This is a genomic window from Variovorax sp. EBFNA2, assembly GCF_033802765.1.
Classification (GTDB): Bacteria; Pseudomonadota; Gammaproteobacteria; order Burkholderiales; family Burkholderiaceae_C; genus Variovorax; species Variovorax paradoxus_H.
This window is the reverse complement of record NZ_CP138496.1, coordinates 3,413,917-3,438,087: the sequence shown is the minus strand read 5'-3', so window position 1 is coordinate 3,438,087 and position 24,171 is coordinate 3,413,917. Positions and strand designations below refer to the sequence as shown.

Genomic DNA, 24,171 nt, shown 5'->3' with positions numbered 1-24,171 from the left:
CGCCGTGGCGCCGGTCTTCAGAACGCGCATCACCGACCTGTTCGGCATCGCGCACCCGATCCTGGGCGGCGGGCTGATGTGGCTGTCGGACGCGGACTACGTCGCCGCGCTCGTCAACGCCGGCTGCATGGGCTTCATCACGCCGCGCTCGTTCGACAGCGACGAAGACTTTGCGAAGGCGTTGGTGCGCTGCGCATCGCTCACCGACGGCAAGCCCTTCGGCGTGAACCTCACGCTGTCGAGCCGCCCCGAGGCCAATGCGGCGGTGCGGCGCTGGCTCGACATCGCGCTGGCGCACGGCGTGCGCTTCTTCGAGACGGCCGGCTACGCGCCGACGGAACTGATCGGCACGCTGCACGAGGCCGGCGCCGTCGTGCTTCACAAGGCGCCGAGCATCCGTCACGCGCTCTCGGCCGAACGCGCGGGCGCCGATGCGGTCGCGCTCATCGGCATGGAGGAGGGCGGCCATCCCGGCACCAACGAGCTGCCCACCATGCTGATGGGCGCATTGGCCGTCGAACGGTTTCGCGTGCCCGTGGTGCTGGGCGGCGGTATCGGCCATGGGCGCCAGCTGGCCGCCGTGCTCGCGCAGGGCCATGAGGGCGTGATGATGGGCAGTCGCTTTCTCGTGTGCGAAGAGATCGGCGCGCACCGTCGCTACAAGGAGCACCTGCTTGGCTGCGACGAGCATTCCACCGTGCGCCTGCTGCACACGCTGGGCAACACCTGGCGCGTGCTGCGCAACGACACCGCGCGGCGCATCGACGAGATCGAGCGTGCCGGCGCGGCCGACCACGCGGCCTTCGGCGACCTGATCAGCGGGCGCACGGCGCGCGACCACTGCTACGCGAACGGCGACTGGCAGCGCGGCATGTTGTCGCTCGGACCGTCCATCGCGTTCGCGCAGCGCATCGAACCCCTGTCGGCCATCGTGGCCCAACTGCTCGGCGAAGCGCGCACCGCGCTCGGCCGGCTGTCTTCCATGGAGCTGCAACCCACGCCATGACCACCACCAACACCACCGAACGCCTTCTTCCCAGCCATGCCGAACCGGCCAGCAGCAGCCTGGCCGGTCGCGTCGCGATCGTCACGGGCGCCGGCTCGCGCAGCGCCGACATCGGCAACGGCCGCGCCTGCGCGATCCTGCTCGCGCGCCGTGGCGCACGGGTGCTGCTGCTCGACGCGCAGCTTGCGGCGGCGCAGGCCACCGAACGGATGATCGCGGCGGAGGGCGGCACGTCGATCGCGGCACAGGTCGATGTCGCCGACGCCGCGCAGTGCCAACAGGCCGTCGCGATGGCCGTGGCGGCCTGGCGTCGCGTCGACATCCTCGTGAACAACGTCGGCATCGGCGGACCGGCCGGCAACGCGGTCGACCTGGACCTCGAGGAATGGGACCGCGCCCTGCGCATCAACGTCACCTCGATGATGCTGATGGCGAAGTACGCGATTCCCGAGATGCGCAAGGTGGGCGGGGGCGCCATCGTCAACATCGCCTCCGTCGCGGGGCTCATCGGCGGCACGCCGGCGTTGCTGTATCCGACGTCGAAGGGCGCGGTGGTGAACATGACCCGCGCCATGGCGGCGCACCACGGCACCGAGGGCATTCGCGTCAACTGCGTCGCGCCTGGCATGGTCTACACGCCCATGGTCGCGGACCGGATGACGCCCGAGGCAAGGGAGCGGCGCCGCCTGCGCTCGCTGCTGCAGACCGAAGGCTCGGGCTGGGACGTCGGCCAGGCCGTGGCCTACCTTGCGAGCGACGAGGCGCGCTGGGTTACCGGCGTGATCCTGCCGGTCGATGCGGGCGCGACAGCGGGCAACGCCCCGTCGCCCGACCTGAAGCCCGATGCCCGGGCGTCCTGATCTTCCAAGGAGACGCCATGCCCCGTGTGCCCCTTCTGCCCGAGCAGCCGTCGAACCCCGATGCGCGCGCCTTGTTCGACCAGGTGCGTCAGGCCCGTGGTCCCGACTTCCATCTGCCTCACCTGTACCGCGTGCTCGGCACGGCGCCGGCCCTGTTCAAGGGCTGGCTCGACTTCGCGTGGCCGCTGCGCCTGGAGGCGAAGACACCGCGACCGATTCGCGAACTGCTGATCTTGCGCGGCGCGCAGGTGTCGGGCGCGGCCTACGAATGGGCGCATCACGTGCCGATGGCCCTGGCGGCGGGCGTCGCCGAAGCGCAGATCGATGCGCTGCGCGATTGGTGCAATTCCGACCGCTTCAACGCACAGGAGCGCGCGGTGCTGCAACTGGCTGATGAAGTCACGCGCGGGCCTGCGGCTTCGGCGCAGACGATCGCGCAACTGAAGGCGAACGGGTTCGACGACGAAGCGGTGGTCGAGCTCGTGCTCACGGCCAGCTTCTATGTCTGCGTGAGCCGCTTTCTTCAGTCGATGGATGTGGAGATCGAGCCTGGGTATGAGGAGGTACTGCCGCGCATGGAAAGCGCTGGCGCCGCCGGGCCCTGATTCCCCTCCCTACGCTGCAGCGTGCAAATCTTGCGCTGCCTGCGGCGCGAGGTTCGCCGTGCTTTCGCTGCACGGCTGAACCTCCAGCGGATCGCACGGGCTGCTGATCTGCCGCCCGTCGAATTTGATGCGGATGTGCGAATTGCTCGCGCCGGCGACGGTTCCGAGCCGGCCACCGCAGATGACGCGGCTTCCTCTTTCGAAGCTCACGCCGTAGCGTTCGCGGATGTCCCTGAGGCTCATGTGATTCCCTTTTTATTCGCTGTGCTGACAGTGAACGAATCGTCTCCCGTGGCCGCGTGGAACCGCGTAAGCCGCATTCCGTTACATCGTGTAGGAAATAAGAGGGGTTGACGGAAGGCGGGCGCCTTGGCGCCGCCAGCGCGCCACAAATGAAAAAGCCCTCACGAGGAGGGCTTTGTTCGGAATGTGGTCGTGAACTCTTACGCGGTCCACGCTACGGCAAAGATTCGTTTGCGGAAGTCATTGTTGTTTTTCTCGTCGCTATGACTTCGACGCGCTGGTATGAGATTCAGCTTGCCTGGCCAGGCAAATGCCCGAGCATTTCGGGCAACCGTCGATCATATACCAGAACCGAGAGAGCCCTTGAAAGCCATCAAGGCGGGTGCGTAGCGGGCAGGCAAAAAAACAGCCCGCCCAAGGGCGGGCTGGAAGGTGACCTGCTGGAGGAGGGAGGATCAGAGGTGCAGGCCACTGGGAGAAACCTCACTGTGCCCAGCGAATCTGTACGCAACCTGACCTCGCGAAAAGAGGCCCTTTCGGTCCTCGGTCTTCGCTCAGTCTTCGTCTTCCCACTTGCCGATCACGGTGCCCAGCACGGTGAAGGGGACGCGCACCGCTTCGTGCGCGGGGTTGAGCGGCAGCAGCCAGCGGCGGCCCGCGTCGGCTTTGTAGACCTTGAAGGTGACTTCGCCGCTCGCGTCGTCGTCGAGCTTGGCGATCACGCGCTCGCCGTCGTCGGGCGTGGTGTGTTGCGGGTCGACAAAAATGATCGATCCGGCTGGGTAGCTCTTCAGGTGGCCGTGCGGCGACGTCATGCTGTCGCCGCGCACGCGCAGCGCGTAGCTGCCGGCGCTGTGGTGGGCGATGCAGGGAATCCAGCGTTCGGCCAGCGTGGGCCGGGGCGGCGATTCGGCGCCGCGCCATTCGCCCGCGTGCTCCCACGTGATCAGCGGCACGGTGCCGGGCGTCTGCGGTGCAAAGCCCGGGCCCGCGGGCGGGATGCGGGTAACGCGGTAGGGGCCGGGCGGCTCGTGGGCGTTGTCGCGTGCCAGGCGAATCTGTACCTCGTCCCACGGGGCGGGGCCGTCACCGGTGTCGAGCCAGTTGGGGTCGGCGCGGTAGGCGCGCGCCAGGGCGAGCACGCTCATCGACCGGCTGGTGTCGCCCCGCTCGATCTTCGAGATGCTCGACTGCTTGACGCCCGAAGCGGCCTCGGCCTGCTTCTGCGTCATCTTGGCGAATTTGCGTGCGGCCAGGGCACGAGAAGCAATAGTCTCCATGGGGTGGAGATTCAAGCGCAGATGAATATTCGTATTGGACTCTAGAATATTAAAAAAAGGGAGGGTTCGATATGAAGCCACGCGAGTTGGTGCAGGCGCTGCGGGCGCTGGGATTGACGCAAAAGCAGATCCAGGAACGCACGGGCATTCCGCAGCCCACGGTCAGCAAGATCGGGCTGGGGCGGGTGAGCGACGTGATGTCGCGCCACTACGTCGCGCTGCTGAAGGCCTACGAGCAGCGGATGAAGGAAGAGGCACTGCGGCCCCCTGCGCACTACGCGCCGCCGCCCGCCGGCGACTGAGGCGGCAGGCTCAGGCCGGCTTGAGCCGTTCGGCAGGCTCAGGCGGTGTCAGGGCCAGCGTGGTGCTCACGCGCACGCAGTCCTTGATGTGCTGTTCGCCCAGCGCGCGCAGCGCCGCATAGCCGAGCGCGGCCGACACGACCTGCCCGGCAATGGGCACGTACTTGGTGGCCTGCTTGGCGGTGAGGCGGATGCCCGCGTGGCGGGCGAGCTTGATGAGCAGCTCGCGCGTGACGAGCCGTCCCACGAGCAGGGCGCCGAGGGTGGTGGCGGCCTTCTGGATGCGCTCGCGCTGGTGCGGCGCGAGCTTTTCGACCTGGGTGACCGAAAGGCCGAACTCGGAACTGATCTGCGGCACGAGGCGCGAGAGCAGCGCGGCGTCGGCCATCCAGTCGATGCCGGGCAGCGGAATGGCGCTGGCGGCGGCGGCCATGAGGGCCTTGCGGCCGATCAGGCGTCGGCTGCGGTGGATGGCCGCGATGAGTTTTTCATCGCCCCGGGCGAGTTCGATCGAAGAAGGCATGCGGCGTGGCTCCTTGGCGGGTTCCCTGACCTTGCCATGCTACCCGGCCCGCGCAGGCCGGCCCGTTGCAAGCCGCGCGCGGGCAGGGGGCTTAGGCTGCCAGTGCTTCCAACTGGTCGGACAGCGCCAGCCAGCGTTCTTCCAACTGCGCGATCTCGTCGTTGAGCGCCTTCAAGCGCTTGCCGGCGTCGGCGATCTCGGCGGGCGGCAGCGGCTCGGCCAGTTTGGCTTCGAGCGTGCTGCGCTCGGTGCTGGCCGCCGCCATGCGTTCGTCGATCCTGGCGAGTTCCTTCTTCAGCGGCTTGGCCTGCTCGCTGCGCTGCTGGCGCTCCTGGGCGTCCTGCTTGCGCTGCTCGGGGGTGTGGCTGCTGCTGCTCTTGGTCGATGCTTGGGCGGCGGCTGCAGCGGCGGCCGCAGCCGCTGCCGCGGCGTCCGCCTCGCGCACGGCCACCTTGGCCTCTTCGCGCAGGCGCTTGGCCTCGTCGAGCAGGTAGCGCTGGTAGTCGTCCAGGTCGCCGTCGAAGTCGGTGACGACGCCGCGGCCCACGAGCCAGAACTCGTCGCACACCGAACGCAGCAGCGCACGGTCGTGGCTCACCAGCATCAGCGTGCCTTCGAACTCGTTGAGCGCCACGGCCAGGGCTTCGCGGGTGGCGAGGTCCAGGTGGTTGGTGGGCTCGTCCAGCAGCAGCAGGTTGGGGCGCTGCCAGACCATCATCGCGAGCACGAGGCGGGCCTTTTCGCCGCCGCTCATGGTGCCCACGGGCTGCTTGACCATGTCGCCGCTGAAGTTGAAGCTGCCCAGGTAGCCGCGCAGGGCCTGCTCGCCGGTGGCTTCCTTGGCATTGCTGCCGAGTTCGCGCGCCATGCGCACCATGTGCTCGAGCGGGTTGTCTTGTGGGCGCAGCACGTCGAGTTCCTGCTGCGCGAAGTAGCCGATGTTCAGGCCCTTGCCCTCGGTGACTTCGCCGGCCAGTGCGCCCATTTCGCGCGCAATGGTCTTCACCAGCGTCGACTTGCCCTGGCCGTTGGCGCCCAGGATGCCGATGCGCTGGCCCGCCAGCACCGAGCGGCTCACGCCGCGCAGGATGGTCTTGGGCGCTTCGCCTTCGACCTCATAGCCGAAGCTCGCCTTGTCGATCGAGAGCATCGGGTTCGGGATGTTGCCTGGCTCCTTGAACTCGAAGGTGAAGTCGGCCTCGGCCAAGAGCGGCGCCACGCGCTCCATGCGCTCCAGCGCCTTGACGCGGCTTTGCGCCTGCTTGGCCTTGCTGGCCTTGGCCTTGAAGCGGTCGATGAACTTCTGCAGGTGGGCGATCTTGTCCTGCTGTTTGCTGAAGGCCACCTGCTGCTGCTCCATCTGCAGCGCGCGCATGTCCTCGAACTTGCTGTAGTTGCCGCCGTAGCGCGTGAGTTGGGCGTTGGCGATGTGCAGCGTGACGTCGGTCACGGCGTCGAGGAACTCGCGGTCGTGGCTGATGACGATCATGGTGCCGGCGTACTTCTGCAGCCAGGCTTCGAGCCAGACGAGCGCGTCCAGGTCCAGGTGGTTGGTCGGTTCGTCGAGCAGCAGCAGGTCGCTCGGGCACATCAGCGCGCGGGCCAGTTGCAGGCGCATGCGCCAGCCGCCCGAGAAGCTGTTGACGGGCTCGTCGAGCTCGTGCGACTTGAAGCCCAGGCCCAGCACCAGTGCCTGCGCGCGCGGCTCGGCGTCGTGCTCGCCGGCATCGGCCAGGTCGGTGTAGGCGTGGGCCAGTTCCATGCCGATGTCGGGATCGTCGGGGTTCTCGGCGTAGGCAGCTTCGATGGCGGCCAGCGTGGCGCGCAGCTCGGTCAGGCGGGTGTCGCCGCCGACCACGAAGTCGGTGGCCGACTCCTCGGTCTCGGGCATGTCCTGCGCGACCTGGGCCATGCGCCACTGCTTGGGAATGTAGAAATCGCCGCCGTCTTCGTGCAGCGTGCCGTTGAACAGCGCGAACAGCGACGACTTGCCGGCGCCGTTGCGTCCCACCAGGCCGACCTTTTCGCCGGGGTTGAGATTGACGGTGGCGCCGTCGAGCAGTTTCTTGGCGCTGCGGCGAAGAATGACGTTTTTGAGAGTAATCATGAAATAGGAACCGTAGGGGGGATTATCCCGTCCGACCTTCAGCGAGCCGGCGCGAAGGGGCAAAGGCGGACATCACCCGATGAAAGGGGGCGCAGCCACGAGGCTGCATGCAAGGCGAAAAAGAGGGGCTTGGGCGGGCGCCGCTAACGCACGCCGGCGCCGGCCAGCAGCGCCGTCCGGGTGACCAGCAGCACCTGGTCTTCGCCGGCCGAGGTTTCGAGCCAGACCACCTCGAGCTGCGGAAACGCCGCCTCGAAGTAGTCGCGCTCGTTTCCGATTTCCAGCACCAGCACGGCCTGCTCGCTCATGCGGGCGGGCGCGTCGGTGAACAGTTGGCGCACGAAGTCCATGCCGTCGGTGCCGCCGGCCAGCGCCAGTTCGGGCTCGGCGCGGTATTCGGCGGGCAGCGCAGCCATGCTGGCGCTGTTCACGTAGGGCGGGTTGCACAGCACGAGGTCGTACGTACCGGGCACGTTCTTCAGGCCGTCCGATGCGATCAACTTGACGCGCGCGTCGAGCGCGTGGCGCGTGACGTTGATGGCGGCCACTTCGAGCGCTTCGGTCGACAGATCGGCCGCATCGACCGTCACGTCCGGGTAGGTGAGCGCCGCCAGCACCGCGAGGCTGCCGTTGCCGGTGCACAGGTCGAGCACGCGCTGCGTGTGTTCGCCCAGCCAGTAGTCGATGCTGCCGTCCGCGATGAGCTCGGCAATGAAGCTGCGCGGCACGATGGTGCGCTCGTCCACGTAGAAGGGCACGCCTTGCAGCCAGGCTTCCTTCGTGAGGTAGGCCGCGGGCTTGCGCGTGGCGATGCGCTCGTCGATGAGCGCGGCCACCTTGGCCGCATCGGCCGGCGACACAGCGGTGTCGGCCACGGCGTCGATGTCGTCCAGCGGCTGCTTCAGCCGCCACAGCACGAGCCAGGCGGCTTCGTCGAAGGCGTTGGCGGTGCCATGGCCGAACGCGACGCCGGCTTCTTCGAGCCGTTTGGCACCGGCTTCGATGAGTTCGATGACGGTGCTCATCGCGCGCCTTGGGTAAGCGCCGCGTCGAGCCCGCGCAGCGTGCGCAGGTAGATGTTCTTCAGCGTCTCGATCTCGGCGACCTCGATGTGCTCGTCGATCTTGTGGATGCTGGCGTTCACCGGGCCGCACTCGACGACCTGCTTGCAGATCTTGGCGATGAAGCGCGCGTCGCTGGTACCGCCGCTGGTCGACAGCTCGGTGTCCAGGCCGGTTTCTTCGCGGATCGCCGCCTGCACGGCCGTGACGAGTTCGCCGGGCGTGGTCAGGAAGGGCAGGCCGCCGACGGTCCAGGCCAGCGTGTAGTCGACGCCGTGCGCGTCGAGCACGGCGTGCACGCGCTGCTGCAGCGATTCGGGCGTCGATTCGGTCGAGAAGCGGAAGTTGAAGTCGATCACCGCGCTGCCCGGAATGACGTTGCTTGCGCCGGTGCCCGAATGGAAATTGCTGATCTGCCAGCTGGTGGGCTGGAAGTAGGGATTGCTTTGCGCGTCCCAACCGCCGGCGGCGTTGATCGCCACGAGCTCGGCCAGCGCCGGCGCCACCGCGTGCACCGGGTTCTTCGCCAAATGCGGGTAGGCGATGTGACCCTGCACGCCGTTCACCGTGAGCTTGCCGCTCATGGTGCCGCGGCGGCCGTTCTTGATCATGTCGCCGCAGCGCGCAACCGAGGTGGGCTCGCCGACGATGCAGTAGTCGATGGTTTCACCGCGTGCGGTCAGCGCGTTGCAGACGATCACGGTGCCGTCGACGCCCGGGCCTTCCTCGTCGCTGGTGAGCAGCAGCGCCAGCGTGAGCGCCGGGTCGGGCTCGCCCTGCAAAAACTCTTCGATGGAGGTCACGAAGGCCGCGACCGAGGTCTTCATGTCGCAGGCGCCGCGGCCGTAGAGCTTGCCGTCGCGGTGCGTGGGCGTGAACGGGTGGCTGCTCCACTGGTCGAGTGGGCCGGTGGGCACGACGTCGGTGTGGCCGGCGAAGACCAGCGTCTTCGTTGCCTTGCTATTCGCAGGACGGCGCACGGCCCAGAGGTTGGTGACCCGGAAATCGGCCGGGCCGCTCTCGATGGTTTCCAGCGTGAAGCCCAGCGCGGTAAGGCGTTCGCCCAGGATCTGTTGGCAACCCGCGTCGTCGGGGGTGACGGAAGGGCGCGAGATCAGTTGTTCGGCGAGCTGGAGCGTACGGGACATCGAGGGAGCGGGGATTAAGGGGCGGTCAGAACTTCACGTCGAGCGTGATGTCGGTGAAAGTCGGTTCGTCGAGCTGGTCGGTCAGGTCGCGATCCTCGGCCTGCTTCTTGGGCGCGTCGCGGTTCTGCAGGCGCCACATCAGGTTGGTGGGCGAGTCGGCGTTGGCCAGGCCTTCTTCGCGGGTCACGCGCTCCTCGGTGATGAGGCGGGCGATGTCTTCCTCGAAGGTCTGCGAGCCTTCGGCCATCGACTGCTCCATGGCCTCCTTGACGCCGGAGAAGTCGCCCTTTTCGATCAGGTCGGCCACCAGCGCGGTGTTCAGCATCACTTCGAGTGCGGGCACGCGTGCGCCGGCCGGCGTGCGCAGCAGGCGCTGCGACACCACGGCGCGCAGCGCCGAGCCCAGGTCGCCCAGCAGGGTGGGGCGCACCTCGACCGGGAAGAAGCTCAGGATGCGGTTCAGCGCGCGGTAGCTGTTGTTGGCATGCAGCGTGGCCACGCACAGGTGGCCCGACTGCGCGTAGGCAATGGCGGCCGTCATGGTGTCGCGGTCGCGGATTTCGCCGATCTGGATCACGTCGGGCGCCTGGCGCAGCGCGTTCTTCAGGGCCACCTGCAACGAGGTGGTGTCGCTGCCCACGTCGCGCTGGTTCACAAGCGATTTCTTGTTGGTGTAGGTGAACTCGATCGGCTCTTCGACCGTGAGGATGTGGCCGCTGGCGTGCTCGTTGCGGTAATCGAGCATCGAGGCCAGCGTGGTCGTCTTGCCCGCGCCGGTGGCGCCCACCATCAGGATCAGCCCGCGCTTTTCCATGATGAGCGACTTCAGGATGTCGGGCAGGTTCAGCTCGTCGAAGCTGGGGATGACCGAGGCGATGTGGCGCACCACCACGGCGTAGCTGCCGCGCTGGCGCATGGCGCTGATGCGGTAGTTGCCGGCGCCTTCGAGGGCGACGGCCATGTTGAGTTCGCCCGTGTTTTCCAGTTCCTGGATGCGGGCTTCGGGCACCACTTCCGACAGCAGCGCCAGCGGCGCGGTCGGCGGCAGCACCTGCGCATTGATCGGCAGGCAGTTGCCGTTGATGCGGATCATCACCGGGGAGTTGGCCGAGAGGTAGATGTCAGAGGCCTTGCGCTCGGCCATCAAACGAAGAATCCGTTCCATCATGTTCATCGGTCTCTCTCCTCGGTTGTTCTCTGAATTATTCGCAGACTGCGCAAGCACGGGACTCTTCGCGCGGAACGCCGCGGAACCGGCTTTGCCGGGCCGCTGGCGTTGCCCCCTGCAAGGGGGTGTGCGAAGCGACACGCAGTGCGCGCAGCATGGGGGTGTGCTTAGGTCAATCGCGCAGCAGGTCGTTCAGGCTGGTCTTGGAGCGCGTCTGCGCGTCGACCGTCTTCACGATGATGGCGGCGTAGGTGCTGTAGTCCTGGCCCGACTTGGTCTTCTTGGGCAGGTTGCCGCTGATGACCACGCTGCCGCTGGGCACGCGGCCGTACGAGATTTCGCCGGTTTCGCGGTTGAAGATCGGGGTGCTCTGGCCGAGGTACACGCCCATGCCCAGCACCGAGTTCTCTTCGACGACCACGCCTTCGACGACTTCGGAGCGTGCGCCGATGAAGCAGTTGTCTTCGATGATGGTCGGGCCGGCCTGCAGCGGCTCGAGCACGCCGCCGATGCCGACGCCGCCCGACAGGTGCACGTTGGCGCCGATCTGTGCGCACGAACCGACGGTGGCCCAGGTGTCGACCATGGTGCCTTCGCCCACGTAGGCGCCGATGTTCACGTACGAGGGCATCAGGATCGCGCCCTTGGCGATGAAGCTGCCGCGGCGGGCCACGGCCGGCGGCACGATGCGCACGCCCGATTCCTTCAGCTCGGCGGCCGACAGGTGCGAGAACTTGGTCGCCACCTTGTCGTAGAAGCCCAGCGAGCCGGCCTGGATCTGTTCGTTGTCCTTGAGGCGGAACGACAGCAGCACGGCCTTCTTGATCCACTGGTGCACGGTCCACTGGCCCACGCCTTCGCGGGTGGCCACGCGCAGCTTGCCGTTGTTCAGCTCGGTGATCACGTGCTCGACGGCGTCACGCACTTCGGCGGGGGCAGCGGCGGGCGAGATGTTGGCGCGGTCTTCCCACGCGGCGTCGATGGTCTGTTGCAGTTGCTGTGTCATGGAGAAAGTCTCGGGTGAAAAAGGGGGCAGGGAAGCGGGGCGACAGGGGGTCAGCGGCGGCCGTCTTTGACGAAACGGACGATGCGCCGGGCGGCCTCGACGCACTCGGCCGTTTCGGCCACCAGTGCCATGCGGATGCGGCCGCGGCCCGGGTTGGCGCTGTGGTCGGTGTCGCGCGCCAGATAGCTCCCCGGCAAAACCGTGACATTGTATTGAGCGTAGAGCGCGCGGGCGAAGGCTTCGTCGTCGCCAGCCCACACTTCGGGCACGCCGGCCCAGAGGTAGAAGCTGGCGTCGGGCAGGCGCACGTCGAGCACGGGTTCGAGCAGCGGCGTGACGGCGGCGAACTTGGCGCGGTACTGGGCGCGGTTGTCGACCACGTGCGACTCGTCGCCCCAGGCCGCGATGCTGGCGGCGGCCACGGCGCCGCTCATGGCGCTGCCGTGGTAGGTGCGGTAGAGCAAAAATTTCTTGATGAGGGCCGCGTCGCCGGCCACGAAGCCGCTGCGCAGGCCGGGCACGTTGCTGCGCTTGGACAGGGATGTGAGCGCGATCAGGTTCTTGAAGTCGGGCCGGCCGAGCTTCATCGAGGCTTCGAGGCCGCTCAGCGGCGGTTCGTCGCGGAAGTAGATTTCGCTGTAGCACTCGTCGGCGGCGATCACGAAGCCGTGGCGGTCGGACAGCGCGAAGAGCTTCTGCCACTCGTCCAGCGCCATCACGGCGCCCGTGGGATTGCCCGGCGAGCAGACGAACACGAGCTGGGTGCGGGCCCACACAGCCTCGGGCACGCTGTCCCAGTCGACGGCAAAGTTGCGCGCGGGCACGCTCGGCACGTAGTACGGCTCGGCGCCCGAGAGCAGCGCCGCGCCCTCGTAGATTTGATAGAACGGGTTGGGCGACATCACCACCGGCTTGGGGCTGGCGCTGGGGTCGACCACGGTCTGGGCGAGCGAGAACAGCGCCTCGCGCGAGCCGTTGACCGGGAGCACCTGGGTGGCCGGGGCGAGCGACAGGCTGTAGCGGCGATGCAGCCAGTCGGTGAAGGCGGTGCGCAGTTTCAGTTCGCCGGCGGTGGCGGGGTAGGCGGCGAGGGCGCCGAGGCCGGCGCTCAGGGCGTCCTTGATGAAGGCCGGCGTGGCGTGCTTGGGCTCGCCGATGCCCAGGCTGATGGGCGCGAATTCGGGGGCGGGCGTGACGCCCGCGAACAGTTGCTTCAGCCGCTCGAAGGGGTACGGCTGCAATTTGGAAAGCAAGGGATTCATGCCCCGGATTATCGGCGACGGGCCGTGCGGCCCGCACGCCCCGCGCCCCTTGTCCCGCTCAGCAGAGCGGGCGGTTGAACTGGCCGATCATGTTGGCGAAGTTCTGGTTGTAGCGGTTGGCCGCGTCGACGATGCCCGAGCGGCCCATGCGGGCCATCGCACCGGTTTCCTTGCGCTTGAACACACCGTCCTTGGCGTCCTTGATCAGCGAGCGCGACTGGCCGATGAAATCGTTGATCTGCAGCATGCCGCCGCTGCAGCTCTTGCCGCTCTGGGCCGACTGCTCGCCGGTCTTCTTGCTCCAGCCCGCGGCCGAGTCGGCCACCAGCGCCAGCGAGGCCTCGAAGGCGGCCAGGGCCTGCGGGTCGTTGGGCGCGGCGAACAGCGCCATGGCGTCGGCGTGGTTGAGCTTGCCGTGATAGATCAGGCCGGCGCGGTAGTAGGCGGCGGTGTCCTTGGGCGCCTTCTCGAAGGCTTCCTTGGTGAGCGCCTGGTCGCGGGCGCTCAGGCCCTTGTCGAAGGCCGCTTCGGCCTGCGCGACGGTGGTGAGCGCGGCCAGGTAGCTGTCGCTGAGCTGGCGCGCCTTGTCGCCGTTGTCGGCGAGGTAGCCCTTGGAATTGGCGTAGTCGTTCAGCTCGCGGCTCAGGGGCGACAGCACCTTGAGCGCGGCCGAGAAAGCCTTGGCCGATTCGTCGATCTCGGGCAGCGGCGCGGCGATGGCGGCGGCGGCATCGAGCTTCTTGGCCGAGCGGTCGACCAGGATGTCGTTCTGGATGCGCAGGCTGGTGAGCGGCGCCTTGGCCTGCAGCAGCGGCACCTGGTCGGTCACGTAGCTCTCGCGGGCTTCCTGGAACGAGGTGCGCAGGTTGTTCGAGACGTCGACGTAGAGGTTGTACTTTTCGACGAGCTTCTGGTCGTTGGGGGCGGGGGCGGCCGGCTTGGCTTCGGTGGCAGAGGCCGAGGGCTGGGCGGCTTTGTCCGCCTTGTCGCCGCAGCCCGCGACGAGCGCCGACACGGCGACGAGGGTGGCACCCAGAAGGGTTTGGTACTTCTTCATTCTTTCATTTCCTCCGTTGAAAAAAACAGCACGGGCAGGCCGCGGGATGGCGCGGTCGGCCGGAAAAACATCGTGGGGGAGCGCCGCTGCCTGAAGACAGCGGTCGGGGGGCGAGGTGTCAGACGGCGGCGGCCGCGCTGCGCCGGTAGAAGGCGAGCGAGCCCGCCAGCGCCAGCAGCATGCCGCCGCAGGCGCGGTCGATCCAGCGCGTGGCCGACACCGTGAGCAGTCGGATCGCGCGGGCGCCGACGAAGGCGTAGGCCAGCATCACCCCCATGTCGAGGCCCGCGAAGATCAGCGCAATGACCACGTACTGCGGCGCCTGCGCGGCGGCCGGGTCGATGAACTGCGGCAGCAGCGCCGAGCAGAAGATGTAGCCCTTGGGGTTGGTCACCGCGACCAGGAACGACTTGAAGAAGATGCGCCGGCTTTCGCCCGCCGTGACGGTGGCCGCCGCGTCTGCGTTCGGCAACTGGAAGCCGCCCTTGGAACGCAGCATGCGCAGCCCGAGCCAGGCCAGGTAGGCCGCGCCGACCCACTTGAGCATCGAGAACCAGAACTCCGAAGCCGCCAGCAGCGCGCCCAGGCCGAGCGCCACGGCGCCGACCAGCACGAAATCGGACAGCACCGCGCCGAGCATGCCCGGCAGCGCCCGTCGCACGCCGTGGCGCGAACCGTTGCTGAGCGCCAGCAGCACTGTGGGACCGGGTGTGGCGATGGCGGCGAACGCCACGATGGCGAACAGCAGGGCGGTGGCGAGCGTCATCGGGGCGTCTTTCTTTCTTCAGATTTTTTTGACCAGCACCTGGCTCTTGCGATCCCAGTTGTACTTGCGCTTGCGCGCCTCGGGCAACCAGTCGGGATTCACCTGCTGGAAGCCGCGCTTGAGGAACCAGTGCATCGTGACCGTGGTGAGCACGAAGATGCTTTCCAGGCCCATGGCCTTGGCGCGATGCTCGATGCGCTTGAGGATGCGTTCGCCGTCGCCCTGCGACTGCGATTGCGGCGACACCGTGAGCGCGGCCATCTCGGCGGTTTTCGCCTCGGGGTACGGGTAGAGCGCCGCGCAGCCGAAGATCACGCCGTCGTGCTCGATGACCGTGTAGTGGCCCACGTCGCGCTCGATCTCGGTGCGGTCGCGCTTGACCAGCGTGCCGTCGCGCTCGAAGGGTTCGATGAGCTGCAGGATGCCGCCGATGTCGTCCACCGTGGCTTCGCGCAGGCTCTCGAGCTTCTCGTCGATCACCATCGTGCCGACGCCGTCGTGCACGTAGATTTCGAGCAGCAGCGAGCCGTCGAGCGCAAACGGCAGGATGTGGTTGCGCTCCACGCCGCCCTTGCAGGCCTTCACGCAGTGCTGCAGATAGAAGGCGGTGTCGGTCGGCTTCTGCGCGGGCGGCAGCGAGGCCAGCAGCTTCTCGGCGGCGGCCAGTGGCAGCTCGGTGTCGATCGGGTTGTCTTCGCTCTCGGGCAACTCGCTGTCCACGCGGATGCCCGGCACTTCGGTCAAAAAGATCAGCTTGTCGGCCTGGATCGAGATGGCCACGCTGGTCGCGACCTCTTCCATCGTCAGGTTGAACGCCTCGCCGGTCGGCGAGAAGCCGAAGGGCGACATGAGCACCATCGCGCCGAAGTCGAGCGTGCGGCGGATGCCGGCCGCATCGACCTTGCGCACCAGGCCCGAGTGCTTGAAGTCCACCCCGTCGACCACGCCCACGGGGCGCGCGGTGATGAAGTTGCCCGAGATCACGCGCACCGTCGAGCCGGCCATGGGCGTGTTCGGCAGGCCCTGGCTGAAGGCGGCCTCGATCTCGTAGCGCAGCTGGCCGGCGGCCTCTTGCGCCGAGTCGAGTGCCACGGCGTCGGTGATGCGGATGCCGTGCGAGTACTTGGCCTCGTGGCCTTTGGCCGCGAGCTGCTCGTTGACCTGCGGCCGGAAGCCGTGCACCAGCACGATCTTGACGCCCATGCTCTGGATCAGGGCCAGGTCTTGCGCGATGTTCTGCAGCTTGCCCGCCGCGATGGCCTCACCCGCGAGCGCGACCACGAACGTCTTGCCGCGGTGCGTGTGGATGTAGGGCGCGACCGAGCGGAACCAGGGCACGAAGGTGAAATTGAAGACGGTGGACATGGGGCGTGATTGTGCATTCTTGGCAAGGTTTTGGTGCAGCGCGTCATGCCAGGGCGCGCAGCAGCCGGCCGGCCCCGGCCGCGGCGGGCGTGCCGCGGGCCTTGAAGGCCTCAAGCTGGTCGGCGTAGGCGTCCAGCGGCTCCACCGCCGCCTCGGCCGAGCCCGCCGGCGTGACCGGCGCCAGCGGCAGACCGAGCAGCGCGGCAAGCTCGTCCGGCGCGATCGAACCGTGCGCCATCAGCGCATCGACCACTGCCATGAAGGCCGTCGCGTGCGCTTCGAGCAGGCCGAGCGCGCGGGTGTGTTCGCGCGCCAGAATGGCCTCGATCTCGCGGTTGGTGGCGGCCACGTCGGTGTTGAGGTTGTCGTTCGAATCGGTCGTCACGTCGGTGCGGCTCCAGCGCGTGCCGAAGCCCAGGTGCCGCACGTAGCGCGCCGCTGTGGCCGTGGCCTGCATCAGGTCGCGCTCGGCGCCGGTGGTGCAGCCCGATTCGCCGAACACCAGCCGCTCGGCCGCGCGGCCGGCCAGGCTCACGCACACGCTGTCGAGCAGGTTGCGCTTGGACCACGCCTTGCGCTTCACGTAGCTGTTGTAGCCGCCCTCGAACGACGCCACGTTGATGCGAATCTCTTGCGGCGCGCGGCCGAAGAGCAGGGCGTACACCAGGCCGTGGCCGGCCTCGTGCACCGCGAGCAGCGCACGGAAGTCGGCGTTGGCGCGCTGCTTGAGCCGGTTCAGCTCCAGCGCCACGGGGAACTCGTGCCGCGCCAGCCGGAAGCGCGCGACCAGGCGCGGGCCGCCGGGCGTGACTTCGCCGGGGTCGAGCATCAGCCACACGGGCTCGCTGCCATGCGCGCCCTGTTCGAGCGCCCACAGCGCGGCGTTGACCAGCGTCGCGCTCAGGATCGCGTGGATCGACGAGAACAGCGGCCGCGTGCCCTGCGCCGGGAACACGGCGTTGGCGTAGATCTGCTCGTACACGCTCGCGTCGAGCACGAAGCGCACGCCCGAGCTTTCCTGGATCTCGCCCACGTAGCGGTCGCAGATCGACAGGATCAGGCGCACGTAGGTGGCGCGGCTGAACGACGGGTAGATCACGTGGTTGTTGCCCAGCCGCGCCACCTGCTCGGGCTTGAAGCGTTCGGCCAGCGCCCTCTTCACGTCGATGAGCGAGAGCTTCCTGGTCAGCGCGTGGAAGATGTCGGCGTCGGTGTCGCAGTCTTCCACCCGCTTGGCGGTCTCGGCGTACATCTCGTCGAGGTTGCCCGAGACGAAGACCAGCAGCTTGGAGTAGTCGGTTTCCCAGTTGTCCTGCGACGCGCGAAAGGCGCGCAGCCGCGCCTGGATCTCGTCGGGCTTCCAGGTCATGATTTCGAGCAGCGACTCGCGCAGCTTCAGGCAGCGCTTGAACTCCTGCGCTTCCCAGGGCGAGAGCTGCAGGCGGCGCTTGCGCTTGGTCTTGCCTGCCTTGGCACCTTCATCTTCGTCTTCATCGTCGTCGTCATCGGTGCGGCGGTCCTGGTCGTACTCGGCCCAGGCCAGCGACGACTCGATCTCGCTGAGCACCGAGAGCGACGGCGGCAGGCGGCCGTCGGACAGCAGCGCCCACACGTCCTGGTAGCGCTCCACGCGCGCTTCCTTGCCGTTGGCGTCCACGGTGCGAAAGCGCTGGAACTCGTCGAGCACGAGGATGCCGGGCGCGCCCTCGGCGATGCCCGACTCGGCGAGCATGGCCGAGATGGAGCCGGCGGTGCGGTGGCCCGAGCCGTGGCTGAAGCCGTCCATCTGCACTTCGATGAAGCGGTCGTAAAAGCCCAGGTGCTGCGCCAGGCGCCGCACGAGTTGCGTCTTGCCGGTGCCGGTCAGGCCCCACAGGCAGATGACGACCGGGCGGCTGATGAGCTGCGGCAGCACGTACCAGGCGCGCAGCGAATCGATCACGCGATCGATGATCTCGTCGATGCCGAACAGCTCGGCCTTCAGCGAATGGGCAATGGCCTGCAGGTGGCGCGTGCGCTCGGCCAGCGTGGCATGCAGGTCACGGGAAATGTCTTGTTGCGACATGAGGTTCTTTTTTCTTCGAATGATTCGGGGACACGGAAACAGGAATGCGGCCGCTTCTCCTCGCCGCATGCAAAGAGGGCGAGGAGGGCGGTGGTGCAGGCGCTGTGCGGGTCAGGGCTGGCGCGCTTCGACCGATGCGAAGCACGCGAGCGGTGGGCGTTCAGTTCCGCAAAGGAAGCTGAAGCCGGCGCGCGGGCTTCGTCAGGCCGGGCGGGTCGCCTTGACCCCGCCACGTGCAGCGACGTGGCTTGCGCAGCGGATGCGCATCGAGAGGGGGGCAAGGAAGGAGGTCATGCCGCGATCGTAGCGGCGGCATGCGGTAGAGTAAAGAGTCTTTACGAAATTTTCTGCGCCACCTGCCGCCTGCGGCCTTGCTGTGGATGCCATGCAACAGCGGCGGGGCCCCGCGATAATTGGCGGTTTGCCCGCCTGCCGCCGCGCGCAACGACCGACGACTGCCTTGCCTTGACGACCCTCACACCTCCCGCCCCCCTGCGCATCGAGTTCCCAGAATCGCTCCCGGTCTCCGGCCGGCGCGAGGAGATCATGGCCGCCATCGCGGCGCACCAGGTCGTGATCGTCTGCGGCGAAACGGGCTCGGGCAAGACCACGCAGCTGCCGAAGATCGCGCTGGCGCTCGGGCGCGGCAAGCTAAACGCCGAGCCCGGCAAGGGCCGCCTCATCGGCCACACGCAGCCGCGCCGCATTGCCGCAAGCTCGGTCGCCAAGCGCATCGCCGAAGAGCTGAAGACGCCGCTGGGCGATGTGGTCGGCTTCAAGGTGCGCTTTCAGGATCGGCTGAGCCGCGACGCCTCGGTGAAGCTGATGACCGACGGCATCCTGCTGGCCGAGACGCAGACCGATCCGCTGCTGAAGGCCTACGACACGCTAATCATCGACGAGGCCCACGAGCGCTCGCTGAACATCGACTTCCTGCTCGGCTACCTGCGCGAGATTCTTCCGCGCCGGCCCGACCTGAAGGTGATCGTCACCTCGGCCACCATCGATGCCGACCGCTTCGCGCAGCACTTCGCCTCGGCCAAAGGCCCCGCGCCGACGATCATGGTGTCGGGCCGCACCTTCCCGGTCGAGCAGCGCTACCGGCCGTTCGAAGAGTCGCGCGAGCACGACCTGAACGACGCCATTGCCGACGCGGTCGACGAGCTCTGGCGCGACCCGCACAACGCGGGCGACATCCTGATCTTCCTGCCCGGCGAACGCGAGATTCGCGAGGCCGCCGACCACCTGCGCCGCCACGTCAGCCACCAGCCGCTGTTCCGGAATGCCGAGGTGCTGCCGCTGTTCGCGCGGCTGTCTGGCCCCGAGCAGGACCGCATCTTCGAAAGCCACCACGGCCGGCGCATCGTGCTGGCTACCAACGTGGCCGAGACCTCGCTCACCGTGCCGGGCATCCGCTACGTGATCGACACCGGCACGGCGCGCGTCAAGCGCTACAGCTTCCGCAGCAAGGTCGAGCAGCTGCTGGTCGAGCCGATCAGCCAGGCCGCGGCCAACCAGCGCGCAGGCCGATGCGGGCGTGTGGCGAACGGCATCTGCATCCGCCTGTACGACGAGAAGGACTTTGCGGGGCGCCCGCGCTTCACCGATCCGGAAATTCTGCGTTCGTCGCTTGCGGGCGTGATCCTGCGCATGAAGTCGCTGCGGCTGGGCGACGTGGCGCGCTTTCCGTTCCTCGAAGCGCCATCGCCGCGTGCGATTGCCGACGGCTACCAGCTGCTGAACGAACTCGGCGCAGTCGACGACGCCAACGAACTCACGGCCACCGGCGGCGAACTGGCGAAGCTGCCACTCGATCCGCGCGTCGGCCGGATGATCCTGGAAGCGCGCACGCGCGGCGCGCTCGAAGAAGTGCTCATCATTGCCTCGGCGCTCAGCGTGCAGGACGTGCGCGACCGGCCGATGGAGGCGCAGCAGCAGGCCGACCAGGCGCACTCGAAATTCGACGACGAGAAGAGCGAGTTCAGCGGCTACCTGCGGCTGTGGAAGTGGATCGCCGACGCGCGCGGCGGCCACGGCGACACGCACAAGCTCAGCAACCGCCAGTACGAGCAGCTGCTGCGCCAGAACTTCATCAACATCCGCCGCGTGCGCGAATGGCGCGACATCCATTCGCAGCTGCTCACGGTGGTCACCGAGCACAAGTGGCGCATCAACGCCACGCCGGCCGGCTACGAGCCGCTGCACCTGTCGATGCTCGCGGGCCTGCTCGGCAACGTCGGCTGGAAGCTCGAGGACGACGAGGCCTACCTCGGCGCGCGCGGCATCAAGTTCTACAAGCACCCCGGCGCGCACTTGAAGAAGAAGCCCGGGCGCTGGATCGTCGCGGCCGAGCTGGTCGAGACCACGCGGCTGTTCGGGCGCGGCATCGCCAACATCGAGCCGCAGTGGCTCGAGCAGGTGGCGGAGCATCTGCTGAAGAAGCAGCTGCTCGATCCGCACTGGGAGAAGAAGGGCGCGCAGGTCTCGGCGCTGGAGCGCGCGACGCTGTACGGCCTGGTGGTCTACAGCGGTCGGCGCGTCGATTTCACCAAGGTCGATCCGGTCTCGGCGCGCGAGATCTTCATCCGCGAAGCGCTGGTCGGCGGCCAGTGGGAAAGCAAGTTCCCGTTCCTCACGGCCAACCGCAAGCTGGTGCGCGAGGTCGAAGGCCTGGAGCACAAGGCGCGCCGGCAGGACGTGCTGGTCGACGACGAACTGATCTTCGCCTTCTACGACGCGCAGCTGCCGGCCGACGTGGCCAGCGGCATCACCTTCGAGAACTGGTACCGCCACGCGTCGAAGGACCAGCCGCGGCTGTTGTATCTCACGCGCGACGAGCTGATGCGCCACCAGGCGGCCGGCATCACGACGCAGTCGTTCCCGCCCACGCTGCGTCTGGGCGGCGTCGATTGCGCCGCGAGCTACCTGCATGAACCGGGCGATGCGAAAGACGGCCTCACGGTCAGCGTGCCGCTGTTCGTGCTCAACCAGGTGAACGAAGAGCGCTGCGAGTGGCTGGTGACCGGCATGCTCAAGGACAAGATCCAGGCGCTGCTCAAAAGCCTGCCGCAGCGCCCGCGCTCGCGGCTGGTGCCGCTGCCCGAGTCGGCGACGAAGCTGGCCGAGGAACTGTCGGCGCCCGAACTCTTCGGCACCGGTTCGCTCACCGACGTGCTGCTCAAGCGCGTGCGCGATATGACCAGCATCGACGTGAAGCGTGCCGACTTCAAGCTCGACATGCTGCCGCCGCACCTCTTCATGAACCTGCGCATCGTCGACGAGCACGGCCGCCAGCTCGGCATGGGCCGCAACCTCGGCGCGCTGAAGGCGGAGCTGGGCGCGCAGGCGCGCGGTGCGTTCCAGGCGCTCGCGGGGCTCAACGTGAAGGCGTCGCCGACCGCCAAGGCTGCGCCTGCAGCCGAAGGCCAGGCGCCTGCGAAGAACGCTGCGCCCGAGAAGGCCACGCCCGCGCTGCCCGCCGGCCAGCGCTACACGACCTGGGCTTTCGGCGAGCTGCCCGAGCTGATGGAAGTGCGGCGCGGTTCGCAGTCGCTCATCGGCTTCCCGGCGCTGCGCGACGAGGGCGATGCCGTGACCATCGAGGTGTTCGACGAGCCCGCCGTGGCCGCCGCGAAGCACCGCGCCGGCCTGCGCCGCCTGTTCGCGCTGCAGCTGAAGGACGCGCTCAAGTACCTCGAGAAGAACATCCCCGACCTGCAGAAGATGTCGGTCGCCTACATGCCGCTGGGCACGTCGGAAGAGTTGCGCACGCAGATCATCGACGTGGCGGTCGACCGCGCGTTCCTGCAGGAGCCGCTGCCGACCGACGAGTTCGCCTTCAAGAAGCGGCTCGAAGAAGGGCGCGGGCGGCTCACGCTGATCGCCAACGAAGTGGCACGGCTCGCGGGCGTCATCCTCGTGGAGTACGCGGCGGCTGCGCGCAAGATCAAGGACACGAAGATCCAGCCCGAGGCGGTGCAGGACGCGGCGCAGCAGCTGCAGAAGCTCGTCGGCAAGCGCTTCATCGCCGACGCGCCGTGGACGCAGCTGCAGCACTTCGCGCGCTACCTCAAGGCCATCGTGCTGCGTCTGGACAAGCTGCGTGCCGACCCCGCGCGCGACGCCGCCAAGCTGGCCGAGCTGAAGCCGCAGGAGCAGCGCTACTGGCGCCTCGTGGCCGAGCGCAAGGGCGTGGTGGACGACCGCATGCTCGAGTTCCGCTGGCTGCTCGAGGAACTGCGCGTGAGCTTTTTCGCGCAGGAGCTGCGCACGCCGCAGCCGGTGAGCGTGAAGCGGCTCGACAAGGCCTGGGCGCAACTGCAGGCGTAAAAAAGCCCGCGGCGACGCGGGCTTTCTTCATGGCAGCGTGGGCGCTATATGCGGCCCATGAGCACGAGGACCACCACGATCAGCAGCACGAGCCCGAGGCCGCCGCTGGGCCCGTAGCCCCAGGACCGGCTGTAACCCCAGCTCGGCAGCGCGCCGATCAGCAGCAGGATCAGGACGATCAGCAGAATGAACGAGAGAGACATGGTTTTCTCCTGGGACGTTTGTTGTAACGAGCCTTCATGCTCATCGCCCCGGGGCGCCGCAAGCGCCGGAGAGCCGCCCCTTCGGCGGTCAGGACTGTCCTACCGTGCGCGTCGGCGCTTGGCGCGTGCGCCGTCGGAGAGCAGGACGTTCAGCCCCGTGCCCAGACCCGTGTGACGAGGCGGGCGGAGGTCATCCGGGCGGCTTTCAGCTTCGCATGAACTCGATCGACAAGGTACCCACGGCAGCCAGCACCAGGCCCATCACGAGGAATCCCGCGGCGCCCAGCGTGGCCAGCAGCGCCCGTCGCCACGGTCGTGTGCGAAAGAAGTAGACCGGAATGCCCAGCACCGGAAAGACGCCCGCAAGCAGCGCCGAGCGGCCGGGCGCGGGCACGCCGCGCACCAAGCCGTCGGCCCGGCACCACATGTAGCACAGCGCCGAAATGAGGAACACATGCACCACGTCGAGCGCGGTGTAGTCCTTGCCGTGCAGTGGCGGCATGAACGCGTCGGCCACGCCCACCAGGAAGAACGACAGGCCCAGGGCCAGCAGGATCCAGCGCGGCCGGTTCATCGCCATTGCGGTGCCTGGATGCTCTGGCCCGCCGGCGTCAGAGCTTCGCGAGGCGGTCGAGCGCGGCGAGCAGCGTCTCGTCCTTCTTGGCGAAGCAGAAGCGCACCACGCGCTGGTCGAAGCCGTCGCCGTAGAAGGCCGACAGGGGAATGGCCGCCACGCCGATCTCGCGCGTGAGCCAGAGGCAGAAGTCGGCTTCCGACAGGTCGCTCACGGCCGAGATGTCGACGCACTGGAAGTAGCTGCCCTCGCTGCGCAGCAGCTTGAAGCGGGTCTTCTCGGCCAGGCCGGCCGCGAACAGGTCGCGCTTGCGCTGGTAGAAGGCCGGCAGCTCCAGGTACGGCTCGGGCCGCGCCATGTACTGCGCGAGCGCGTGCTGCATCGGCGTGTTCACGGTGAACACGTTGAACTGGTGCACCTTGCGGAACTCGGCCATCAGCGGCGCGGGCGCGGCCACGAAGCCGACCTTCCAGCCGGTGACGTGGTAGGTCTTGCCGAAGCTGCTGACGATGAAGCTGCGCGCCGCGAGGCCGGGGAAGCGCGCCACGCTTTCATGGCGTGCGTCGTCGAACACCATGTGCTCGTAGACCTCGTCGCTGATCACGAACACGTCGGTGGGCGCGAGCAGGTCTTCGAGCCTACGCATCTCGGCCGCGGTCCAGACCGTGGCGCTCGGGTTGTGCGGCGTGTTGATGATGATCGCGCGCGTCTTCGGCGTGAGCGCGGCGGCGATCTTGTCGAAGTCGGGGCGGAAGGTGCCGGGCACGAGCGGCACGCGCACGACCTTGCCGCCGGCCAGGTCGATGTTGGGCACGTAGCTGTCGTAGCAGGGCTCCAGCACGATCACTTCGTCGCCCGGGCGCACGATGGCCAGGATGGCCGTGATGATGGCCTGCGTGGCGCCGGCCGTGACCGTGATCTCGGTCGCGGCGCTGTAGCTGCGGCCGTAGAGCGCCTCGATCTTGGCGGAAATGGCGTCGCGCAGCGACGGAATGCCCGGCATCGGCGGGTACTGGTTGTAGCCGGCCGCCATGGCGGCGGTCACGTCTTCGAGCAGTTTCGGATCGCAGTGGAAATCGGGGAAGCCCTGGCCGAGGTTCACGGCGTTCTTCTCGGCCGCGAGCGTGGACATCACGGTGAAGATGGTGGTGCCGACAGCCGGCAGCTTGGTGGTGATCTCGGGCGTGCGGGGAGAAGACGAAGGGGTGGCGGTGCTCATGGTCGGTCGTCGCGGGGGAAAA

21 protein-coding genes are annotated in these 24,171 nt (G+C 67.9%); 5 read left to right on the top strand and 16 right to left on the bottom strand.

Annotation, left to right across the window (positions count from 1 at the left end; translation table 11 throughout):
* The first annotated feature begins 4 nt into the window (after window positions 1-4).
* The 3 genes from RZE79_RS16065 to RZE79_RS16055 are packed head-to-tail and all read left to right on the top strand — an operon-like array spanning window position 5 to window position 2,471.
* On the top strand, window positions 5-1,006 hold the full coding sequence (locus tag RZE79_RS16065) for a nitronate monooxygenase (RefSeq protein WP_319355384.1): 1,002 nt from the start codon (window positions 5-7) through the stop codon (window positions 1,004-1,006).
* Complete coding sequence (locus RZE79_RS16060) at window positions 1,003-1,866, top strand: SDR family NAD(P)-dependent oxidoreductase (protein WP_153284137.1); 864 nt, start codon at window positions 1,003-1,005, stop codon at window positions 1,864-1,866. Before RZE79_RS16065 ends, RZE79_RS16060 begins: the two co-directional genes overlap by 4 nt.
* 17 nt (window positions 1,867-1,883) lie before the next feature.
* Window positions 1,884-2,471 carry a carboxymuconolactone decarboxylase family protein gene (locus tag RZE79_RS16055; RefSeq protein ID WP_319355383.1) on the top strand — a complete coding sequence of 196 codons (588 nt, stop codon included), beginning with the start codon at window positions 1,884-1,886 and terminating at the stop codon, window positions 2,469-2,471.
* 9 nt (window positions 2,472-2,480) lie between these two features.
* On the opposite strand, the gene RZE79_RS16050 is transcribed toward RZE79_RS16055, so the two are convergent.
* Together RZE79_RS16050 and RZE79_RS16045 are read right to left on the bottom strand one after the other, a co-directional pair.
* A complete protein-coding gene (locus tag RZE79_RS16050) occupies window positions 2,481-2,714 on the bottom strand; it encodes a hypothetical protein (RefSeq protein WP_319355382.1) in 234 nt (77 codons plus the stop codon).
* A 554-nt stretch (window positions 2,715-3,268) separates the two neighbouring features.
* Complete coding sequence (locus tag RZE79_RS16045) at window positions 3,269-3,994, bottom strand: LexA family transcriptional regulator (protein ID WP_319355381.1); 726 nt, start codon at window positions 3,992-3,994, stop codon at window positions 3,269-3,271.
* 71 nt (window positions 3,995-4,065) lie between these two features.
* On the opposite strand from RZE79_RS16045, the gene RZE79_RS16040 reads away from it, so the two are divergent.
* Window positions 4,066-4,296, top strand: coding sequence for a helix-turn-helix domain-containing protein (locus RZE79_RS16040; protein WP_319355380.1), 231 nt, complete (start codon window positions 4,066-4,068; stop codon window positions 4,294-4,296).
* A 10-nt stretch (window positions 4,297-4,306) separates the two neighbouring features.
* On the opposite strand, the gene RZE79_RS16035 is transcribed toward RZE79_RS16040, so the two are convergent.
* The 11 genes from RZE79_RS16035 to RZE79_RS15985 form a co-directional block, all read right to left on the bottom strand.
* Window positions 4,307-4,819, bottom strand: coding sequence for a hypothetical protein (locus RZE79_RS16035; protein ID WP_319355379.1), 513 nt, complete (start codon window positions 4,817-4,819; stop codon window positions 4,307-4,309).
* Between the two features lie 91 nt (window positions 4,820-4,910).
* The gene (locus tag RZE79_RS16030; protein WP_319355378.1) at window positions 4,911-6,926 is read right to left on the bottom strand and encodes an ATP-binding cassette domain-containing protein; all 2,016 of its coding nucleotides are present in this window, start codon (window positions 6,924-6,926) and stop codon (window positions 4,911-4,913) included.
* A 143-nt stretch (window positions 6,927-7,069) separates the two neighbouring features.
* Window positions 7,070-7,951, bottom strand: a complete 882-nt coding sequence (gene prmB / locus RZE79_RS16025) for a 50S ribosomal protein L3 N(5)-glutamine methyltransferase (RefSeq protein WP_319355377.1) — start codon at window positions 7,949-7,951, stop codon at window positions 7,070-7,072.
* Window positions 7,948-9,135 carry a succinyl-diaminopimelate desuccinylase gene (dapE, locus tag RZE79_RS16020; protein ID WP_319355376.1) on the bottom strand — a complete coding sequence of 396 codons (1,188 nt, stop codon included), beginning with the start codon at window positions 9,133-9,135 and terminating at the stop codon, window positions 7,948-7,950. Before dapE ends, prmB begins: the two co-directional genes overlap by 4 nt.
* A gap of 25 nt (window positions 9,136-9,160) precedes the next feature.
* The gene (locus RZE79_RS16015; protein ID WP_319355375.1) at window positions 9,161-10,309 is read right to left on the bottom strand and encodes a PilT/PilU family type 4a pilus ATPase; all 1,149 of its coding nucleotides are present in this window, start codon (window positions 10,307-10,309) and stop codon (window positions 9,161-9,163) included.
* A gap of 166 nt (window positions 10,310-10,475) precedes the next feature.
* A complete protein-coding gene (gene dapD / locus RZE79_RS16010; protein WP_099789398.1) occupies window positions 10,476-11,309 on the bottom strand; it encodes a 2,3,4,5-tetrahydropyridine-2,6-dicarboxylate N-succinyltransferase in 834 nt (277 codons plus the stop codon).
* 50 nt (window positions 11,310-11,359) lie between these two features.
* Entirely contained in the window at window positions 11,360-12,571 is a 1,212-nt protein-coding gene (gene dapC / locus RZE79_RS16005) for a succinyldiaminopimelate transaminase (protein ID WP_319355374.1), read from the bottom strand.
* A 58-nt stretch (window positions 12,572-12,629) separates the two neighbouring features.
* Window positions 12,630-13,628 carry a DUF3829 domain-containing protein gene (locus RZE79_RS16000; protein WP_319355373.1) on the bottom strand — a complete coding sequence of 333 codons (999 nt, stop codon included), beginning with the start codon at window positions 13,626-13,628 and terminating at the stop codon, window positions 12,630-12,632.
* 118 nt (window positions 13,629-13,746) lie between these two features.
* On the bottom strand, window positions 13,747-14,394 hold the full coding sequence (locus RZE79_RS15995; RefSeq protein WP_319355372.1) for a LysE family translocator: 648 nt from the start codon (window positions 14,392-14,394) through the stop codon (window positions 13,747-13,749).
* An 18-nt stretch (window positions 14,395-14,412) separates the two neighbouring features.
* Window positions 14,413-15,759 carry an amino-acid N-acetyltransferase gene (gene argA, locus RZE79_RS15990; protein ID WP_062470199.1) on the bottom strand — a complete coding sequence of 449 codons (1,347 nt, stop codon included), beginning with the start codon at window positions 15,757-15,759 and terminating at the stop codon, window positions 14,413-14,415.
* 43 nt (window positions 15,760-15,802) lie between these two features.
* Entirely contained in the window at window positions 15,803-17,824 is a 2,022-nt protein-coding gene (locus tag RZE79_RS15985) for an AAA family ATPase (RefSeq protein ID WP_319355371.1), read from the bottom strand.
* A gap of 546 nt (window positions 17,825-18,370) precedes the next feature.
* Here RZE79_RS15985 and hrpA point away from each other — a divergent pair.
* Complete coding sequence (gene hrpA, locus RZE79_RS15980; protein ID WP_319361201.1) at window positions 18,371-22,153, top strand: ATP-dependent RNA helicase HrpA; 3,783 nt, start codon at window positions 18,371-18,373, stop codon at window positions 22,151-22,153.
* A gap of 44 nt (window positions 22,154-22,197) precedes the next feature.
* Here the strand turns inward: hrpA and RZE79_RS15975 are convergent, their stop codons facing one another.
* The 3 genes from RZE79_RS15975 to RZE79_RS15965 form a co-directional block, all read right to left on the bottom strand.
* Window positions 22,198-22,356 carry a DUF3309 family protein gene (locus tag RZE79_RS15975; protein ID WP_153284152.1) on the bottom strand — a complete coding sequence of 53 codons (159 nt, stop codon included), beginning with the start codon at window positions 22,354-22,356 and terminating at the stop codon, window positions 22,198-22,200.
* Between the two features lie 205 nt (window positions 22,357-22,561).
* The gene (locus RZE79_RS15970) at window positions 22,562-22,936 is read right to left on the bottom strand and encodes a rard protein (protein WP_153284153.1); all 375 of its coding nucleotides are present in this window, start codon (window positions 22,934-22,936) and stop codon (window positions 22,562-22,564) included.
* Between the two features lie 31 nt (window positions 22,937-22,967).
* Window positions 22,968-24,149: a pyridoxal phosphate-dependent aminotransferase gene (locus RZE79_RS15965; protein ID WP_319355370.1), complete on the bottom strand. Its 1,182-nt coding sequence runs from the start codon at window positions 24,147-24,149 to the stop codon at window positions 22,968-22,970.
* Between the last annotated feature and the right edge of the window lie 22 nt (window positions 24,150-24,171).

Bases quoted from the DNA above. Each gene is read 5' to 3' on its own strand.
- RZE79_RS15985 (WP_319355371.1), bottom strand. From the start codon at position 17,824: ATGTCGCAACAAGACATTTCCCGTGACCTGCATGCCACGCTGGCCGAG.
- RZE79_RS16015 (WP_319355375.1), bottom strand. From the start codon at position 10,309: ATGAACATGATGGAACGGATTCTTCGTTTGATGGCCGAGCGCAAGGCC.
- RZE79_RS16035 (WP_319355379.1), bottom strand. From the start codon at position 4,819: ATGCCTTCTTCGATCGAACTCGCCCGGGGCGATGAAAAACTCATCGCG.
- RZE79_RS15965 (WP_319355370.1), bottom strand. From the start codon at position 24,149: ATGAGCACCGCCACCCCTTCGTCTTCTCCCCGCACGCCCGAGATCACC.
- RZE79_RS16055 (WP_319355383.1), top strand. From the start codon at position 1,884: ATGCCCCGTGTGCCCCTTCTGCCCGAGCAGCCGTCGAACCCCGATGCG.
- RZE79_RS15970 (WP_153284153.1), bottom strand. From the start codon at position 22,936: ATGGCGATGAACCGGCCGCGCTGGATCCTGCTGGCCCTGGGCCTGTCG.
- prmB (WP_319355377.1), bottom strand. From the start codon at position 7,951: ATGAGCACCGTCATCGAACTCATCGAAGCCGGTGCCAAACGGCTCGAA.
- RZE79_RS16060 (WP_153284137.1), top strand. From the start codon at position 1,003: ATGACCACCACCAACACCACCGAACGCCTTCTTCCCAGCCATGCCGAA.
- RZE79_RS16045 (WP_319355381.1), bottom strand. From the start codon at position 3,994: ATGGAGACTATTGCTTCTCGTGCCCTGGCCGCACGCAAATTCGCCAAG.
- dapD (WP_099789398.1), bottom strand. From the start codon at position 11,309: ATGACACAGCAACTGCAACAGACCATCGACGCCGCGTGGGAAGACCGC.
- dapE (WP_319355376.1), bottom strand. From the start codon at position 9,135: ATGTCCCGTACGCTCCAGCTCGCCGAACAACTGATCTCGCGCCCTTCC.
- hrpA (WP_319361201.1), top strand. From the start codon at position 18,371: ATGGCCGCCATCGCGGCGCACCAGGTCGTGATCGTCTGCGGCGAAACG.
- RZE79_RS16030 (WP_319355378.1), bottom strand. From the start codon at position 6,926: ATGATTACTCTCAAAAACGTCATTCTTCGCCGCAGCGCCAAGAAACTG.
- RZE79_RS15975 (WP_153284152.1), bottom strand. From the start codon at position 22,356: ATGTCTCTCTCGTTCATTCTGCTGATCGTCCTGATCCTGCTGCTGATC.
- RZE79_RS15995 (WP_319355372.1), bottom strand. From the start codon at position 14,394: ATGACGCTCGCCACCGCCCTGCTGTTCGCCATCGTGGCGTTCGCCGCC.
- dapC (WP_319355374.1), bottom strand. From the start codon at position 12,571: ATGAATCCCTTGCTTTCCAAATTGCAGCCGTACCCCTTCGAGCGGCTG.
- RZE79_RS16050 (WP_319355382.1), bottom strand. From the start codon at position 2,714: ATGAGCCTCAGGGACATCCGCGAACGCTACGGCGTGAGCTTCGAAAGA.
- RZE79_RS16000 (WP_319355373.1), bottom strand. From the start codon at position 13,628: ATGAAGAAGTACCAAACCCTTCTGGGTGCCACCCTCGTCGCCGTGTCG.
- RZE79_RS16040 (WP_319355380.1), top strand. From the start codon at position 4,066: ATGAAGCCACGCGAGTTGGTGCAGGCGCTGCGGGCGCTGGGATTGACG.
- argA (WP_062470199.1), bottom strand. From the start codon at position 15,759: ATGTCCACCGTCTTCAATTTCACCTTCGTGCCCTGGTTCCGCTCGGTC.